The following is a 16,975-nucleotide window of genomic DNA, read 5'->3' on the forward strand; positions in this document are numbered from 1 at the left end:
ATGTATCTTATTACAGGTGCTTCCGGCTTGGTTGGCTCACAGCTTGCCTTTGATTTGATTTCAATGGGCAAACCTGTTAAGATACTGATGCGAAAAACTTCTTCCACAGCATTAATCAAAAGAAAGTTTAAGTCAACACCTCATCTTTTCGATAAAATCCAAATTGTTTTCGGTGATGTGCTGGATATTTTCAGTATTGAAGATGCATTGCAGGATTGCACTCATGTGTTTCACTGTGCAGCAATGGTATCTTTTAATCCGCAAAAGCGGAAAGAAATGTATAAAGTAAATGCTGAAGGAACAGCAAACGTGGTCAATGCCTGTTTGGAAAAAGCAAATATTAAGTTGGGTTTTGTAAGCTCGGTTGCAACATTAGGTCGTGGCACACAGCAGATGATAAATGAAAACGACTGGTTTAATCAAAATGAAAAAAATAGCTTTTACGCAATAAGTAAATATGCGGCAGAAAGAGAAGTGTGGCGTGGCATAACGGAAGGATTAGATGCAGTCATCATTAATCCGTCAGTAATATTAGGTGACGGTAACTGGCGGTCAGATTCCTCATCATTGTTTAACACCATATACAGAGGATTGAAATTTTATACACAAGGTGTTTCAGGTTTTGTTGATGTGAAAGACGTTAGTCGCAGTTTGATAAGTCTGACTGAAAGTAAAATATCCGGAGAGCGTTTTATAATATCATCAGAAAATAAAACTTACGAATGGTTATTTAAAACAATGGCAAAGAGCCTGAATATAAATCCACCAACCATTAAAGCAGGAATATTTCTTTCTCAATTGGCCTGGCGACTAGAATGGGTTAAATCTGTGTTTACCGGTAAACCATCTTTAATAACCAATGAAACTGCCTATACGTCACAACAGATTTACAATTACGATAACAGTAAAATAATTGGAAAACTCGATTATCATTTTATTCCTGTTGAGGAAACTGTAGAGCGGGTTTGTAAATTGTTTATCGCACAAAAGCAATAAAATCCATAGGCTCAAAAGAGTTTAATCCAACCTGTCGAAGCATGGTTACTAACTGACCACGATGGTATGTGCTGTGATTAAAACAATGCATGATAATTTCTTCCAATGGTGTTTGATGATCTATCCCCTTAGTGTTTTTATAGGAAATAATTTTTTTGAGATCCTGATTATTCAGATTATCAATATAGTTTATCCAATCCTGAGAGCTTTCTGTTAAAAGCTTTGAAAACTCCATTAAGTTGCCTTTAAAATCTTTACTTGGTGGCCACGAATAGGGCTTGTTTTGAATACGCATTATCCAGGTGTGCTGTGAATCATAGATATGATAAATTGTTTTTCGCACCGTGCTGAAACTGCTTTTCATTTCTATATCTGCAGCAGCTTCTCCTGCACTCACAATGGCATTGGTAATTCTTTGGTTAGCCCATTTGTTATAATTGGCGTATCGGAGCAATAAATTTTCACTCATGATTTTTAAAATAATTTTGAATCAAATATAATATTAACAGAAATAGTATTATTTTTATTCCCAAAGATTATCAGTTATGATTATCAAACCACCATCACCGCAACAACTTTCGGAATATTATCGAGGTTACTTAAAATATCTTCCGGAAGAAGACATGCTGTTAACACTAAAAACAGCGACTGATGAAATGGAAAATATGCTGGAGCAAATTCCAATCAGTAAGGAAACGTTTAGTTATGCACCCGGAAAATGGATGTTGAAAGAAGTTGTAGGTCATCTGTGTGATACGGAAAGAATTTTAACTTATCGTGCTTTATGTTTTGCACGCAACGACAAAACTTCGTTGCCGGGTTTTGATGAAAATGAATATGTGACAAACGGAAATTTTAAAACCAGGTCAATGCAAAGCATAGGCATTGAATATCTAATTGTACGTGAAGCTTCGTTGGCATTATTTAATTCGCTTGACGAGGCCGATTTTGATAAAACAGGAACAGCCAATCAAACCAATTATTCTGTAAGACACATGCTTTATTTCTGCATTGTGCATCAACGTCATCATTTTAATATAATACGTGAAAGGTATTATCAATAGTCATCAGGCTAAACCTGTTTTTTTAGAACAATACGGAACGTTGTTCCTTTTTGAGGTTCAGAGTTTTTTACAAAAATGTGTCCGTTGTGATACTCTTCAACAATTCTTTTACTCAAAGAAAGACCTAATCCCCATCCACGGGTCTTAGAAGTGTAACCGGGCTTAAAAACAGTTTTAAATTTTGATTTGGGAATACCTTTGCCACTATCAGAAATATCTATATATATAAACTGTAGCTGATCGGTAATCAGAACATCAATTTTTCCTTCTCCATCCATAGCATCCACAGCATTTTTAATAAGATTTTCCAGCACCCACTCAAATAAAGGAATATTTAAAGGAGCAAGAACCTGATGTGGCTGTGCAGTGTTTAGACTAAAAATCACCTTACTTGATGTACGTGAACGTATGTAGGAAATAGCATTTTCAATAACCGAATAAACATCCTCTTTACGAAGCACCGGTGCTGACCCGATTTTTGAAAAACGTTCGGTTATGGTATTTAACCTTGCAACATCTTTTTCAAGCTCTGCCACATGATTCTGATCTTGTGCCGTTGACTTAAAATATTCAATCCAGGCCATAAGGCTGCTTAAGGGTGTCCCCAACTGATGTGCAGTTTCTTTAGCCATACCAACCCAAACCTGATTTTGTTCTGCTTTGCGTGAGGTGCTGAATGCCAAGTAGCTTACCAATAAAAACAAGGCAATTATTGCTAATTGAAAATACGGGTAGTAACGCAGTTGATATAACAAACCGGAGTCTTCGTAATAAATATAGTTTTTCTGATTGTTGGCAAAAGAGATTTCAATAGGCTCATGTCTTTTTTTCATTTGCAGGAGCATTTCCTGAACATATTGATTGTCATTGACTTTTGCTGTATCAAGATTAATGTGCGACAAAACATTTCCGTTTTCATCAGTTAAAATAGCAGGCACAGTGTTATTATCCTGTAAAACCATTAAAGAAAAACTGATATCACCGGCTTCTACAGAAATATTGGCAAGTTGCTTGGATGCTTCTGCCCAAAGTTGAACTTTTTTACGTTCTTCTTCGCTTAACTTTTTTACCAGATTATTGGTGTACCACAAAGACAATAGTCCTATGAGTATAGCCGAGGCTAAAAGCAAAAGCTTCCATTGTTGTTTTTGTGTGTAAATATTCACCCCTTTAAAATAAATCTTACTTACAGTTCAGGTAAAAGTCTTTCTATATTCGGATGAATTAATTGGATTACAGGTGCAATAATACTTCTTTTCTTTCAAAAAAACAGTAATTCTTTTTACAAAAATTAAAACCGATGCAACCCTTACCCCTACTTTTGCATCTTTAAAGATAATAGCAGTAATGCTCAATGAACAAATCATACAAGGTTGTAAAGACAGACAAGGCAAGGCGCAACGTCAGCTTTATGAACTTGTGGCAGGACGAATGATGGGAATTTGCCTCCGTTATTCCAAAGATGATGAAGAGGCCAAAGACTTGTTGCAGGAAGGGTTCATTAAAGTGTTTCAGCAGATTGACGCCTTTAGAGGCGAGGGTTCTTTTGAAGGTTGGATTAAAAAAATCTTTATCAACACTGCGTTAGAGAGTATAAGAAAAAAAAAATTACTTACACAACCGCTGGATGATGAAGAAGATGCAAGTGACAATTTTCTGATTCAGGAAAATAAATTAGAAGCCAAGGAGTTGCTTCAGATGATTAGAAAGTTGCCTGATGGATACAGAGTGGTTTTTAACCTTTATGCTATAGAAGGTTTTAACCACAAAGAAATTGCACAGCAGTTGAATATTACAGAAGGAACCTCAAAGTCGCAGTATGCCAGGGCAAGACAATTTTTGCAGAAAATGCTGACAGAAGAAAAAGTAAAATAAATATCCGCATAAGGATTAAAAATGAAAGAAGTTAAAAACATAGAACAGATATTTAAAGATGCGTTCAGCAACTTTGAAGCACCTGTTGATTCTTCTTTATGGCAAGGAATAGAAAAATCGCTGCCTGCAAATCCTGCTCCGCCATCTAAGGTTTCATTTTTGGCAAAACAGGCAGCATATCTCAAAATTACAGGAGCAGTTATTGCTGTTGCAACGGCAGTTACAGCGGTGTTGTATTTTTCAAATAAGAATGAAGAGGGTATTGTACAAAACGTAACACGTATAAATAACGAAACCACTAAAGCAGTTGAACCGGCAAAACAAAAAATTGAGGAGCTAAATACTGAAAAAGCCTCGAATACAGAAAAAATAAATTCTTCAGAAGAGCTAAAAACAAAAAAACCAGCAACAGTTGAGCCTGTTAAGGCTGATCAGTCAAATAATGTTGAAGAAAATAAATCTGTTCAGATTAATGCGCTACCGTCTTCGAAAGAGGAAGCTATGATACCGCAGCCACAGACAGATAAACAAATTATATATAGTCCCAAGACCAATACAACTGCTGAGCCAATAAAAGACACTGAGGTTAAGAAAACAGAAATGAAGAAGCCCGAAGCCAAAACATCAGTTAGTTCAGAAGGTAAAATATTACCTTTGCCCGGCCTTGGCAATATGGTTTTTACACCAAATGGCGATGGCATAGGCGATTGGTTTGAATTTGATGACAGCAATTTGAGCGAATTGTCAGTTAAGATTTATTCCCTGAAGGGATATAAATTGGTGAGTGAGTGGCACACACATGGTGGACGTTGGGATGGTAATCTTCAAAACGGAAATCCTGCCGAAGAAGGAATTTATTTAGTGATGATTCAGGCAAAAGGAATGGATCAGACAAATTATAAAAGCACAATAAAGCTGCAATTAAGAAGAAATTAAAATTAACAAAGTATAAAAACTAAACATCAAATTATCATGAGTAAACTTTTAGCCAGATTAACAGCATTGATGCTGGTAGCAACAATGTTTGTGCCTGTCAGCAGTAAGGCATCACACCTTGCTGCAGGTGATATTTATTACACCTATACAGGTACCCCTAACACGTTTTTAATAACACTACGTCTATACCGCGATTGTGCAGGTATAACTATGTCCTCATCAGAAACCGTATGTTATACCTCTGCAAGTTGTAATATCAGTCAGAGTATTACCGTAAACTTAGTTCCCGGTTCAGGACAACAAATTCCTCCATCTCCATGTGTGCCTTCAGCAGGTCCCACAACGTGTCAGGGCGGTACAGCTTATGGAATAGAAGAGTATCTTTATCAGGCTGTTCTGGTAATGCCTGCCCAGTGTATAGACTGGAAATTTCAATATGAAACTTGTTGCCGTAATGGTAATATCACAACATTAAATAATGCTGCGGCTATGGGTTTCTATCTTGAAACTACGATGAATAATCTTGATTATCCCACCAACAGTTCGCCACACTTTAATACAATACCTGTAACACAATTTTGTGTAAATAACCAGTTCTATTTCGATCAGGGAGCTACAGATCCTGATAACGATTCTATTACTTATACCCTAATTAATGCGCAGGATGCTAGCGGTTTTTGTCCTTGGACAGCATTCGATCTTCAATACAATGCTCCCTATTCTGGAGTATATCCAATTTCATCAGCCAATGGTGTAACTATGGATTTGTTGACCGGTGTAGTTGCCTTTTTGCCAAATTTATTGCAGAATGGTGTAATAGCAGTTCGTTGTTTTGAATACGACCGTGTAACAGGTTTATTAAAAACAATTGGTAAACGCGAAATACAAATCAACATCGTTTCAACTTGTACTGTGGTAACTCCCGGTTTCGACAGTGCACAGGTTGCAAGTGGTGTAAATATTGTAATTGATGGTATCAATAACGTTACCTGTGACGATACAACTTTTTATATTCAGGTAAATCCACCCGTACAGTGTGGTTCTATCGTTCCTTCTGATATTCGTTTCCTTGACCCAAGTGGACTTCCAAATCCTGTAACTTCAGCAGTAGGCGTTAACTGTGTTAACGGTCTTACAGATTCAGTTATGGTAACGGTGCTTAACCCGATTCCAACCGGTACATCTTATATATTTACTAAAATAGGTAATGATGGAAACACTTTCCTTAGTGAGTGTGGCTCGCCAATGAATGAGTTCGATACGTTAACCATTAATCTTTATGATTCAGTACCCTATACCTTTGATGTAACAGATACATTGGATTGTACTTTCGATTCCTTATTTATTATAAGTAATCAGCTGATTGACTGCTTTACTATTAGTGCAGACGGTTCTGATTTTACGTTAGTGGATGCCAACGGAACGCCAATTACGATTACAGGAGCAACTTGCTTGGGTACTAACGGTGGTCACTTTGGCACCTCCTTCCTGATTACTACAGTTCCTACAACCAATGCCGCAGGACCATTAACCTTAATAGTCAATACCGGTAGTGACTTAAACACTATAGCCAATGGTTGCGGAACCATGGTATTACAGGATGATACTCTTGGAACTATTCAGGTTCGGAATAATATTACATTGAGTTTAGGTCCGGATATTACAGTTTGTGCCAGCGATCCTGCACCTGTTTTAAATGCAGGAAATCACCCGGGTGCAACTTTTGACTGGTTGCTGAATGGTAATTCTACAGGACTAACATCACAAACCATAACTCCAACAACAAGTGGAACATATATAGTAAATGTTCAGTCATCAGTATCATGTTTCGGCAGCGATACAGTTGTAGTGAATCTTATTCCATCGCCTGCTGTGAATCTGGGTACAGACTTAACACTTTGTGCAAGTGATCCATTCCCAACATTAGATGCCGGTAATCCCGGTGCTACATACCAATGGTTTCTTAACGATACATTAATTGCTGGTGCAACTTCACAACAATTTACACCAACAATTGCCGGTACTTACTATGTTGAAGTTAGCACAGGTGCAACTTGTTTAGGACGTGACACAATTACTATTTCACAAGTACAACAACTAAGTGTTTCCTTAAATGATCTTTCTTATTGCAGCGGTAATGCTGTTACACTGCAATCAACATCAGCAAACAGCGGTGTAAATTATGCTTGGACATTGAATGGTAATCCTATTTCTGGTCAAACTGGAGCATCTGTTCCGGTTACCGGCTCAGGCGTTTACGCAGTAACAATTTCAACAGGATCTTGCACAGCTAATGACTCAGCTATTGTGACGGAAGTTGAACAGCCTACGGCTTCGTTATCTAATATTTCACAATGCGACAATGTAACACTTCCTGTTCTGAATCCGGGTTATGTACCTTCTGCCGGTGCTAACGCTGTTTTCAGCTGGACATTAAACAGCAACCCTGTTGGTGGTAATGATCAGACATTAAATACAGCTACAACCGGTGCAGGAAATTATAGTGTTACTATTACGAACACATCAAATGGATTTACTTGTACGGCTACTGCTTCAATGACGTTAACTATCAACCCTACACCAACTGTTGATATTGGAAATAATGTTACGCAGTGTGCAGGTGCTACTCCGGCAACCCTTGCAACAGTTAACACTGCCGGTAACACCTACCAGTGGTCGCTTAACAATAACATTATAGCAGGTGCTAACGATACAAGCATTACTGCAACATCTGCAGGTACCTATAGTGTTTTAGTTACAAGTGCAGGCGGATGTACCAATACAGATAACGTAGTTGTTTCTATCAATGCATTACCAACTCCTGAAATTCATGACGAATTACAGAAGTTAGACAGCGTACTTTTCTGCGCAACTCAAAACCCTGCTCCGGTTTTAAGCTTAACAAACAATGTGTTTATTCAAAGCTACAACTGGACATTGGATGGTAATAATTTATCTGCAAATGCTAACGTAACTGTAGCGGCTATTGGTGAATATCAGGTAACTGTTGTTGACTCTAATGGCTGCAGCAACACAGATGTTATCCGTGTAATTGAAGCACCATGCGACCTTGAAATATTTAACGTTATTACTCCAAATAACGATGGTAAGAACGATGTGTTTGAAGTTAAAAACCTAATGGATTTCAAGACACGTAAACTCACAGTTTTCAACCGTTGGGGCAAGAAAGTTTATAGTGCCGACCCATATAACAACGATTGGGATGGCGGTAATCAGGCTGCAGGAGTTTATTACTTCATTCTGGAGTATGATAATGGTATCAAATCAGGTGATAAAAAAGGATCGTTTAATATTATTCGATAAGTTGCCAAGAGTTTATAATTTTGCAGGAGCGTTCTTGAAAAGAACGCTCCTGTTTTTTTAATACTGTTGCATAAATTTTATGAAAGTAACCGATCATTTTAAAAAGTCTGACAAGACCTTATTTAGTATCGAAATTCTACCTCCGTTAAAAGGAAAAAGCATTCAATCTATTTTTAATGCAATAGATCCGTTGATGGAATTTAAACCTCCTTTTATAGATGTTACCTATCATCGCGAAGAGTTTGTATATAAAAAGCGAGAAGGTGGTTATCTCGAAAAAATTTCAATAAGAAAACGTCCGGGCACAGTTGGTATTTGTGCCGCCATTATGAATAACTATAAGGTGGATGCAGTTCCCCATATTATATGTGGAGGATTTACCCGCGAAGAAACCGAGAATGCATTAATTGACCTCAGCTTTTTGGGAATAGATAATGTTCTTTTACTCAGAGGTGATTCTGAAAAACATGAATCGCATTTTACACCAGAACCCGGTGGACATGCCTATGCTCTTGATTTGGTTGAACAAGTAGTGAGTATGAATTCCGGTACTTTTTTAGACGATGATCTAAAAGGGGTGGAACCGACAAAATTTTGTATCGGTGTGGCCGGTTATCCTGAGAAACATTTTGAAGCACCAAACCTGAATACAGATATCTCTTTTCTGAAGAAAAAAGTGGATGCAGGGGCACAGTATATAGTTACACAAATGTTTTATGACAATCAGAAATATTTTGATTTTGTAAACAGATGTCGCAATGCAGGTATAAATGTTCCTATAATACCCGGACTTAAGCCCATATCAACAAAAAAGCAAACTGCCATCTTGCCTAAAACTTTTTTTATTGATATACCGGATGATTTGATTCAGGAAATCGAAAATTGCAAAAGTGATGATGCAGTAAAACAAGCTGGTATAGAATGGGCTGTGGCACAAGCTAAAGAGCTCATTAAGTTTGGCGTTCCTTGTCTTCATTTTTATACAATGGGCAATCCGGAAAATATCAGAAAAATTGCATCACAATTATTCTAATGATTCAAGTATCCAAACAAAAGGCTAAAACTTTTAAACACAATAGGTGTTTATACCTCAAACCCCACTCAGTTGAACCGGTTTTCGATTAAAGACATAGAAATTCTTACAGGAATAAAACCACATACCATTCGTATTTGGGAGCAGCGTTATGGTATCATTAAGCCACAGCGTACGGCAACTAATATCCGCTATTACACAGAGAATGATTTAAAATTGATGCTCAATGTTTCTTTGTTGAATAAGATGGGTTTTAAGATTTCTAAAATAACGTGTCTTAAACCTAATGAAATCGAGCATAAAGTTTTATCGTTAGTAGAGCAAGCCAATGATGCAGATATTAATCTCAGCGCATTATTGAATTGTATGGTCAGGCTTGATGAGGACACGTTTGAACATCTATTAAATAAATATCTGGAAACAAACGGGCTGGAAATTACAATGACAAAAATCCTGTTTCCTTTTTTATACAGAATAGGATTGCTGTGGCAGACAGGCTCCATCACTCCTGCCTACGAACATTTTTTTACCAATCTTGTGCGACAGAAGATTATTGCTGCAATAGACAAGCAAGTCTTGTCACCATCTCCAGATGCTAAAAGATTTTTGCTCTTTCTGCCTCCAAACGAACCTCATGAATTAGGACTTTTATATGCACACTTTGTAATTAGACAACGTGGTCATAGGTCAGTCTATATGGGTCTTAACCTGCCAATTGATCATATCATTTGTGCTCACGAATGTTGTCAACCGGATTTTATTGTGACAACATTAACATCCTGCATAAAAATTAATGCCATAGAAGAATTTATTGTCCAGATTTCAAAAACATTTTCAAAAAGCAGAATATTACTTTCCGGTGCACAGGCGGTAAACCGAAGTTTGCATCTGCCACAAAATGTTCAGGTAATATCTGACTTTGATGACTTTATTCAATATATTGAAAACAGGGTTAATTAATCATTACTTTATTTCATTCATTATTTTAAAAAGTGTAGCTTTGTTTTAAATCCTAATATAAACATGTTTATTCAACAATTATATACAAGTTGTCTTGCCGAAGCAGCCTATTATATCGAATCAGATGGGCAAGCAGCAATAATAGATCCTATTCGAGAGACAACTCCTTATCTGTCTTTGTCTGAACAGCGACATGCACACATAACGCATATTTTTGAAACACACTTTCATGCCGACTTTATCAGTGGGCACATTGATTTAGCAAATAAGACAGGTGCAAAGATTGTTTATGGCCCCGATGCACACACCAACTATCCTGTACATAATGCTAAAGATGGAGAAGAATTTACTATTGGTAAGCTCACCATTAAAGCTATTCATACACCCGGACATACATTAGAATCAACCTGCTATTTGCTGCTTGATGAAAACAAGAATCCACATTGCATTTTTACAGGCGATACTTTGTTTGTTGGTGATGTTGGCAGACCCGACCTGCTTGATGGTAGTGGTATTTCAAAAGAGTTTTTAGCAGAAAAAATGTTTGATTCACTAAATACTAAAATAAAAAATTTACCGGATAGTGTCATTGTTTATCCTGCTCACGGCCCGGGCTCTGCATGTGGTAAAAACATTGGAAAAGAAACATGGAGTACCATAGGGCAGCAAAAGCAATCGAACTATTATTTGAAAGAAACAGACAAGACTTCATTTATAAAAAATCTGACTACAGGAATTCTTCCTCCACCCAATTATTTTTTTGAAGATGCCAGAATCAACAAACAAGGTTACTTGCCAATTGAAGAGGTAATTGTCAGAAATACAAAACCTTTAGCTTTAGAAGAATTTAAAAATTTAATTGCCAGCGGAACGTTGATTCTCGATACAAGAAATGCAGATGATTTTGAGAAGGGCTTTATTCCGGGTTCAGTAAATATAGGACTCAATGGACAGTATGCCAATTGGGTGGGGACGTTAATTGCAATTCAACAACCAATAGTGTTAGTTTCAGAAAACGGAAAAGAAGAAGAGAGTATTCTCCGTGCAGCACGTGTGGGTTACGAAAACATTGTTGGTTATCTTGAAGGAGGAATAGAAACTTGGAAAAACAATAAACAGGAGTTTCATACCATAAGCTCTGTTGATGCAACCACATTTACCACTTTGCTGAGAACAGGACAATACACTGCTTTGGATGTACGAAAGCCCGGTGAGTATGAGTCATCGCATGTAAAAGATTCAATCTTTGTTTCATTGAGCGATATTCCACAGCATTACGATAAGTTGGAGAAATCAAAAACATATCTGATTTTTTGTGGTGGAGGATATCGAAGTATGATAGCAGCATCATTGCTTAAAAAGAATGGTTTTGAAAACGTAATTAATGTATATGGAGGCTTTGGAAAGATTAAAGATTGCAACATATCATTAGAAACTTCACAACCTGTGATGTGAACACAGTTCAGGAAATAGCTGCATCCAATACCAGTGTATTGATAGATTTTTATGCAGATTGGTGCGAACCGTGCAAGTGGCTCAATCCGGTTTTGGAGGAGTTGAAACAGCAACTTCCCGATTTGAATATCCATAAAATCAATATTGACCGGTTTGCGGAAGAGGCTGCAACTTTTGAAATAATGAGTGTGCCTGTGCTAATACTTTTTGTTAATGGAAAACAGGTGTGGCGTATGAATGGATTTAAGTATGCAAAGGAATTAGCAAAAGAGTTAAAGGAGTTTATAAAAGCCTGAGCCCTTTCTTATTTTGCTGTTGAAAACATTTGTTATTTAGTTTGTATTACAACTAACATCTGTTTCACTAAAAGTAATTTTACAATCAAACGAAAACATGTCAAAGAAAAATATAAAATTCACAAAAACACAACTCGAAAAATTAAAGCAAGAACTGCTGCAAGTTTTTCTGCAACATCCACGTGCTACATTTAATCCCAAACAGGTTTGGCGCAAGGCAGAAATAAATTTGCCCGAAGAATATATTTCAGTAGTTCTGAATGCCGATAAACATTATTTAGATGAAACAATACAATCTTTAATTTTAGAATTGTATGAAAATGGAGAGCTACTTGAAGTTCAACAGTTTCGTTATAAATTATTGCCTACAGAAAGATTTATTGAAGGAAACATACAAGTAACGTCAAAAGGAGAAGGCTATGTGATGAATGAAGGATTTGAAGAAGACATTCAGATTCCATCACACCTCATGTCAAATGCATTGAATGGCGACAAAGTTAGAATTAGCTTATTAGCACATCGCGAAGGTAAAAGGCAGCAAGGGGAAGTGGTTGAAGTTATCAGTCGCAGCAGAATACAGTTTGCAGGTACCATACAACATTCCGGCAGTTATGCATTTGTGGTATGTGATGATCCTAAGATGCATGTAGATATTTTTATCCCCGGAAAACAACTCAACGGTGCACGTAATGGCGATAAGGTAATTGCAGAGATAACTTTATGGTCAGCCGATGCCAGCAACCCCGAAGGAAAAGTAATTCGGGTATTAGGTGCTCCAGGCGAACATACTGCAGAAATGAATGCCATCATAGTTGAGTATGGACTTCCGGAATCTTTTCCTGATGAAGTAGAAAAAGAGACATTAAAAATTTCTGACACAATTTCAAAAGAAGAAATTAAAAAACGGAAAGACTTCAGAAATGTTACCACTTTTACGATTGACCCCGTTGATGCAAAAGATTTTGATGATGCATTAAGCATTCAGCAATTGCCTAATGGCAACTGGGAAATGGGTGTTCATATTGCTGATGTTTCACATTTTTTAAAACCTGGAAGTGCAATGGATGAAGAAGCTTTTAACAGAGCAACTTCTATTTATTTAGTTGACAGAGTTATCCCTATGCTGCCCGAAAAACTGTCAAATATGGTTTGCTCGCTTCGTCCTAAAGAGGAGAAACTTTGTTTTTCAGCCGTTTTCGAAATGAATGATAAAGCAGAAGTTTTGAATGAGTGGTTTGGCAGAACAGTAATTTATTCCGATCATCGTTTTACCTATGAAGAAGCACAACAGGTTATAGAAACCGGGGAAGGCCCGTTTGTAAAAGAAATTGAGGTTTTTCATCGTTTGGCACAGCTACTTCGCAAAGAGCGCCACCGTAAGGGGGCAATAAGTTTTGAAAAAACAGAAGTAAAATTCAGGCTTGATGAAAAAGGAAATCCGGTAGGCATATTTCTTAAAGAGAGTAAAGACTCCAATAAACTGATAGAAGAGTTTATGTTGCTTGCCAACAGACATGTGGCAGAATTTATTGGCAAAGGCATTGCAAAAGGTAAAAAAGATAAAACGCAAAAAACTTTTGTTTATCGAATTCATGATGTGCCGGTTGAAGAGAAATTGAACGACTTTAAAACTTTTGCAGCACAGTTTGGCTATAGGATAAGTACTGCATCAGGAAAAGAGACTGCTCATTCACTCAACAAAATGTTGAAAGAGGTAGAAGGAAAAAAGGAACAAAGCATGATTGAGCAATTGGCAATCCGAAGTATGGCTAAAGCTATTTATTCTACAGAAAATATTGGTCATTATGGATTGGCGTTCGACTATTATACACACTTTACATCTCCCATCAGGCGCTATCCTGATGTGATGGTTCACCGATTGTTGGATTATTATTCTAATGGCGGAAAAAGTGTGTCGCAACAAGAGTATGAAGAAAAATGCCGTCATTGTACAGAGCGTGAAATTAATGCAGCCGATGCAGAACGTTCTTCAATTAAATACAAGCAGGTTCAATACCTTGCAGCACGAAAAGATGAAATTTTTAAAGGAGTAATTTCCGGTGTCACAGAATGGGGTCTTTATGTTGAGTTAGAAGAGAATAAGTGTGAAGGCATGATCAGGCTTCGTGACCTGAATGATGATTACTATGAATACGATCAGAAAAACTTTTGTATTGTGGGACATCGCTCCCGAAAAAAGTATTCGTTGGGCGATGAGCTGATGGTAGTGATAAAAAGCACAGACATTATTAAAAAACAAGTGGATTTTATTCTTTATGATAAGGATCGTTTACATGAAGTTTCCCCATTTAAACGCAGTGATAAAAAAAGATTTCCTTCGTCAGGCAAGTTTAGAGGTAATAAAAAGAGGGGTGAAAAAAGCAAAAGATAGGTTTTTCGGAAAATAATTTTAATCATCATATTTTCAAGCCACAGCATTATGACGTTTTTTAGATTTGTGCCATGCTAAAAAAGATAATTATTACGGCATGGATAATTTCCATGGCCACAGCCCTTCAGGCGCAGCAAAAGAAAAACTACCAGGTAGGTGTCATTTCCTTTTATAATTTGGAAAACCTGTTCGATACCATCAATCAACCCGATGTGAATGATGAAGAGTTTACCCCGACCGGTTCTAACAATTACACCGGAAAAGTATATCTTGATAAGTTAGGCAAACTTTCTGATGTACTATCTCTGATAGGTAAAGACGAGTCACCTGATGGTTTTTCTGTTTTAGGCTGTGCAGAAGTTGAGAATGAAAGCGTATTAAGGGATTTGGTTAATGAACCCAAACTAAAATCACGAAATCTGAAAATTGTGCATTATGACAGTCCTGACAAACGAGGCGTTGATGTAGGTCTGCTGTATAACCCAAAATATTTTACTCCTAAGTTCAGTGAGCCATTGTTTATTGACCTGCGTACTCCAGAAAATCCGGAATACTTTACCCGCGATATTCTCTATGTTTATGGGATGTATCTGGGAGAGCCTATACATATTCTTGTTGGACACTGGCCATCACGCAGAGGAGGCGAAGAAGCTTCTGCACCATCACGAGCTAAGGCTGCTTCCGTTTGCAAAAACAAAATAGACTCAATAACAAAATTAAATGCTGATGCTAAAATTATTCTAATGGGCGATTTGAATGATGACCCATTAAGTCCAAGTGTTACTAAAGTAATTGGGGCTGTAGGCAACAAAGACAAAGTAGAACGTGGAGGTATGTACAACCCCTGGGTTGATTTTTACACTAAAGGAATAGGTACACTTGCCTACAACGATGCCTGGAATCTTTTTGACCAGATAATGATATCATCAGGCTGGTTAAATAAAAATCAGCAGGGATTCTTTTTTAAGGATGCTCATATTTTCAAAAGAGAATTTATGCTACAGAAGAGCGGGCGCTATAAAGGTTATCCGCTCCGAACATTCGACTTCAGCAGATATATTGGCGGCTACAGTGATCACTTTCCTACTTACTTAGTATTTTTAAAAGAGGTAAAATAGGTTGTTTTAATAACTTCGCTACTGATGAAAGGTACATTATTTGAGATTGGACGCTATTTCGGTTTTATAAGAAACCTTTTTTATAAACCCGAAAAGTTATTAATTTATGTACGTCAGGTTTTTCGCGAAATGGTTAATCTGGGCATAGGATCATTATGGCTGGTGGCACTTACTTCTGCTTTTATGGGGGCCGTCATTACCATTCAAAGTGCCTATAATTTAGTAAACCCAATGGTGCCTTTGTGGGCTGTAGGTATTGTTGCACGCGATAGTATCATCATTGAATTTTCTCCAACTATCATTATGCTTGTACTTGCAGGAAAGGTAGGTAGCAGTGTGGCATCAGAAATTGGTACCATGCGTGTTACCGAGCAAATTGATGCACTTGAAATAATGGGTATAAACTCATCAGGATATTTAGTGCTTCCAAAAATTATTGCAGCATTATTAATATGTCCTGTGGTTGTTATCATCAGTATGATTGTTGGTATTACAGGCGGATGGGTTGCCGGTGATCTTTCCGGAGTAGTGCCATCTGCAGATTATTTAAAAGGAATACAAAATCAGTTCCTGCCATTCAATGTAACATTTGCTATGATTAAAACAGTAGTGTTTGCATTTATCATTACTTCTGTACCAGCCTATCATGGTTACTATACAAGTGGTGGAGCGCTTGAAGTAGGCCAGTCGAGTACAAAAGGTGTTGTTTACAGCAGCATTTTAATTCTGATTTTTGATTACTTATTAACCCAACTCATACTTGCATGATTACCGTAGAAAACATATCCAAATCTTTCGGTAACAAAAAAGTACTTGAAGATGTTACATGCGAATTTGATAAGGGCAAAATCAACCTGATAATTGGCGGTAGCGGACAAGGAAAAACTGTATTGATGAAATGTGCTGTAGGTTTGTTTGAAGTAGATAAAGGAAAAGTTTTATACGATGGCAGAAATTTTTCGGAGATGACTTTTGGTGAACGCAAACTCATTCGTCAGGAAATAGGAATGTTGTTTCAGGGAGGAGCATTGTTTGATTCATTAACCGTAGAGCAAAACGTTACTTTCCCTTTGAAAATGTTTACTAACATGACAACTGCAGAAAAGCGCGACCGTGCAAACTTTTGCCTGCATAGGGTAAACCTCGAAAATGTTAATCATCTTTTACCAAGCGCCATCAGCGGTGGTATGAAAAAACGTGTTGCCATAGCACGAGCCATTGCTATGAATCCAAGATATTTATTTTGCGATGAGCCCAACTCAGGTCTCGACCCTAAGACATCAATTCTCATTGACGAACTCATTAAAGAAATTACAGAAGAATACGACATTACTACTGTCATCAACACACACGACATGAATACGGTGATGAGCATGGGCGAGAAGATTATTTTTATCTATAATGGCAAAAAATTCTGGGAAGGAAATAATGAAGACATCATGCACTCTGAAAATAAAGAACTGAATGATTTTGTTTTTGCCTCACGCTGGATGCAGGCAGTAAAAAAACATTTCTGATAATTCCTG

General features: G+C 37.3%; 15 protein-coding genes. 13 read left to right on the forward strand and 2 right to left on the reverse strand.

Annotation, left to right across the window (positions count from 1 at the left end; all coding sequences use genetic code 11):
- On the forward strand, positions 1 to 996 hold the full coding sequence (locus V9G42_03460; GenBank protein ID MEI2758476.1) for an NAD-dependent epimerase/dehydratase family protein: 996 nt from the start codon (positions 1 to 3) through the stop codon (positions 994 to 996).
- On the opposite strand, the gene V9G42_03465 is transcribed toward V9G42_03460, so the two are convergent.
- The gene (locus V9G42_03465) at positions 977 to 1,465 is read right to left on the reverse strand and encodes a DinB family protein (GenBank protein MEI2758477.1); all 489 of its coding nucleotides are present in this window, start codon (positions 1,463 to 1,465) and stop codon (positions 977 to 979) included. The two genes, V9G42_03460 and V9G42_03465, sit on opposite strands and share 20 nt — an antisense overlap.
- Positions 1,466 to 1,541: 76 nt before the next feature.
- Between V9G42_03465 and V9G42_03470 the strand changes: the two genes are divergently transcribed.
- Positions 1,542 to 2,060: a DinB family protein gene (locus tag V9G42_03470; protein ID MEI2758478.1), complete on the forward strand. Its 519-nt coding sequence runs from the start codon at positions 1,542 to 1,544 to the stop codon at positions 2,058 to 2,060.
- A gap of 8 nt (positions 2,061 to 2,068) precedes the next feature.
- Here the strand turns inward: V9G42_03470 and V9G42_03475 are convergent, their stop codons facing one another.
- Positions 2,069 to 3,226: a HAMP domain-containing sensor histidine kinase gene (locus V9G42_03475; GenBank protein ID MEI2758479.1), complete on the reverse strand. Its 1,158-nt coding sequence runs from the start codon at positions 3,224 to 3,226 to the stop codon at positions 2,069 to 2,071.
- A 181-nt stretch (positions 3,227 to 3,407) separates the two neighbouring features.
- Between V9G42_03475 and V9G42_03480 the strand changes: the two genes are divergently transcribed.
- The 11 genes from V9G42_03480 (at position 3,408) to V9G42_03530 (ending at position 16,966) form a co-directional block, all read left to right on the forward strand.
- Positions 3,408 to 3,935, forward strand: a complete 528-nt coding sequence (locus tag V9G42_03480) for a sigma-70 family RNA polymerase sigma factor (protein MEI2758480.1) — start codon at positions 3,408 to 3,410, stop codon at positions 3,933 to 3,935.
- A gap of 21 nt (positions 3,936 to 3,956) precedes the next feature.
- On the forward strand, positions 3,957 to 4,871 hold the full coding sequence (locus tag V9G42_03485; GenBank protein ID MEI2758481.1) for a gliding motility-associated C-terminal domain-containing protein: 915 nt from the start codon (positions 3,957 to 3,959) through the stop codon (positions 4,869 to 4,871).
- A 36-nt stretch (positions 4,872 to 4,907) separates the two neighbouring features.
- A complete protein-coding gene (locus V9G42_03490; GenBank protein MEI2758482.1) occupies positions 4,908 to 8,195 on the forward strand; it encodes a gliding motility-associated C-terminal domain-containing protein in 3,288 nt (1,095 codons plus the stop codon).
- Positions 8,196 to 8,274: 79 nt separating this feature from the next.
- Positions 8,275 to 9,228 (forward strand): methylenetetrahydrofolate reductase [NAD(P)H], encoded by a 954-nt coding sequence (metF, locus tag V9G42_03495; protein ID MEI2758483.1) that lies wholly within the window; start codon positions 8,275 to 8,277, stop codon positions 9,226 to 9,228.
- A gap of 72 nt (positions 9,229 to 9,300) precedes the next feature.
- Positions 9,301 to 10,188, forward strand: a complete 888-nt coding sequence (locus V9G42_03500; protein MEI2758484.1) for a MerR family transcriptional regulator — start codon at positions 9,301 to 9,303, stop codon at positions 10,186 to 10,188.
- Between the two features lie 63 nt (positions 10,189 to 10,251).
- Positions 10,252 to 11,643 carry an MBL fold metallo-hydrolase gene (locus V9G42_03505; protein ID MEI2758485.1) on the forward strand — a complete coding sequence of 464 codons (1,392 nt, stop codon included), beginning with the start codon at positions 10,252 to 10,254 and terminating at the stop codon, positions 11,641 to 11,643.
- Complete coding sequence (locus V9G42_03510; GenBank protein ID MEI2758486.1) at positions 11,640 to 11,939, forward strand: thioredoxin family protein; 300 nt, start codon at positions 11,640 to 11,642, stop codon at positions 11,937 to 11,939. The genes V9G42_03505 and V9G42_03510 overlap by 4 nt, the downstream gene beginning before the upstream one ends.
- Before the next feature lie 97 nt (positions 11,940 to 12,036).
- A complete protein-coding gene (rnr, locus tag V9G42_03515; GenBank protein MEI2758487.1) occupies positions 12,037 to 14,331 on the forward strand; it encodes a ribonuclease R in 2,295 nt (764 codons plus the stop codon).
- A 71-nt stretch (positions 14,332 to 14,402) separates the two neighbouring features.
- Positions 14,403 to 15,449, forward strand: coding sequence for a hypothetical protein (locus V9G42_03520; protein ID MEI2758488.1), 1,047 nt, complete (start codon positions 14,403 to 14,405; stop codon positions 15,447 to 15,449).
- A 24-nt stretch (positions 15,450 to 15,473) separates the two neighbouring features.
- Positions 15,474 to 16,217 carry an ABC transporter permease gene (locus V9G42_03525; GenBank protein MEI2758489.1) on the forward strand — a complete coding sequence of 248 codons (744 nt, stop codon included), beginning with the start codon at positions 15,474 to 15,476 and terminating at the stop codon, positions 16,215 to 16,217.
- Positions 16,214 to 16,966: an ATP-binding cassette domain-containing protein gene (locus tag V9G42_03530; GenBank protein MEI2758490.1), complete on the forward strand. Its 753-nt coding sequence runs from the start codon at positions 16,214 to 16,216 to the stop codon at positions 16,964 to 16,966. The genes V9G42_03525 and V9G42_03530 overlap by 4 nt, the downstream gene beginning before the upstream one ends.
- Positions 16,967 to 16,975 lie beyond the last annotated feature (9 nt).

Source organism: Bacteroidia bacterium (genome assembly GCA_037045145.1).
Classification (GTDB): domain Bacteria; phylum Bacteroidota; class Bacteroidia; order AKYH767-A; family OLB10; genus OLB10.

Coding starts and splice junctions, on each gene's coding strand:
- V9G42_03485 (MEI2758481.1), top strand. CDS start 3,957: ATGAAAGAAGTTAAAAACATAGAACAGATATTTAAAGATGCGTTCAGC.
- V9G42_03520 (MEI2758488.1), top strand. CDS start 14,403: ATGCTAAAAAAGATAATTATTACGGCATGGATAATTTCCATGGCCACA.
- V9G42_03460 (MEI2758476.1), top strand. CDS start 1: ATGTATCTTATTACAGGTGCTTCCGGCTTGGTTGGCTCACAGCTTGCC.
- V9G42_03490 (MEI2758482.1), top strand. CDS start 4,908: ATGAGTAAACTTTTAGCCAGATTAACAGCATTGATGCTGGTAGCAACA.
- V9G42_03525 (MEI2758489.1), top strand. CDS start 15,474: ATGAAAGGTACATTATTTGAGATTGGACGCTATTTCGGTTTTATAAGA.
- V9G42_03505 (MEI2758485.1), top strand. CDS start 10,252: ATGTTTATTCAACAATTATATACAAGTTGTCTTGCCGAAGCAGCCTAT.
- V9G42_03465 (MEI2758477.1), bottom strand. CDS start 1,465: ATGAGTGAAAATTTATTGCTCCGATACGCCAATTATAACAAATGGGCT.
- V9G42_03480 (MEI2758480.1), top strand. CDS start 3,408: ATGCTCAATGAACAAATCATACAAGGTTGTAAAGACAGACAAGGCAAG.
- V9G42_03470 (MEI2758478.1), top strand. CDS start 1,542: ATGATTATCAAACCACCATCACCGCAACAACTTTCGGAATATTATCGA.
- metF (MEI2758483.1), top strand. CDS start 8,275: ATGAAAGTAACCGATCATTTTAAAAAGTCTGACAAGACCTTATTTAGT.
- V9G42_03530 (MEI2758490.1), top strand. CDS start 16,214: ATGATTACCGTAGAAAACATATCCAAATCTTTCGGTAACAAAAAAGTA.
- rnr (MEI2758487.1), top strand. CDS start 12,037: ATGTCAAAGAAAAATATAAAATTCACAAAAACACAACTCGAAAAATTA.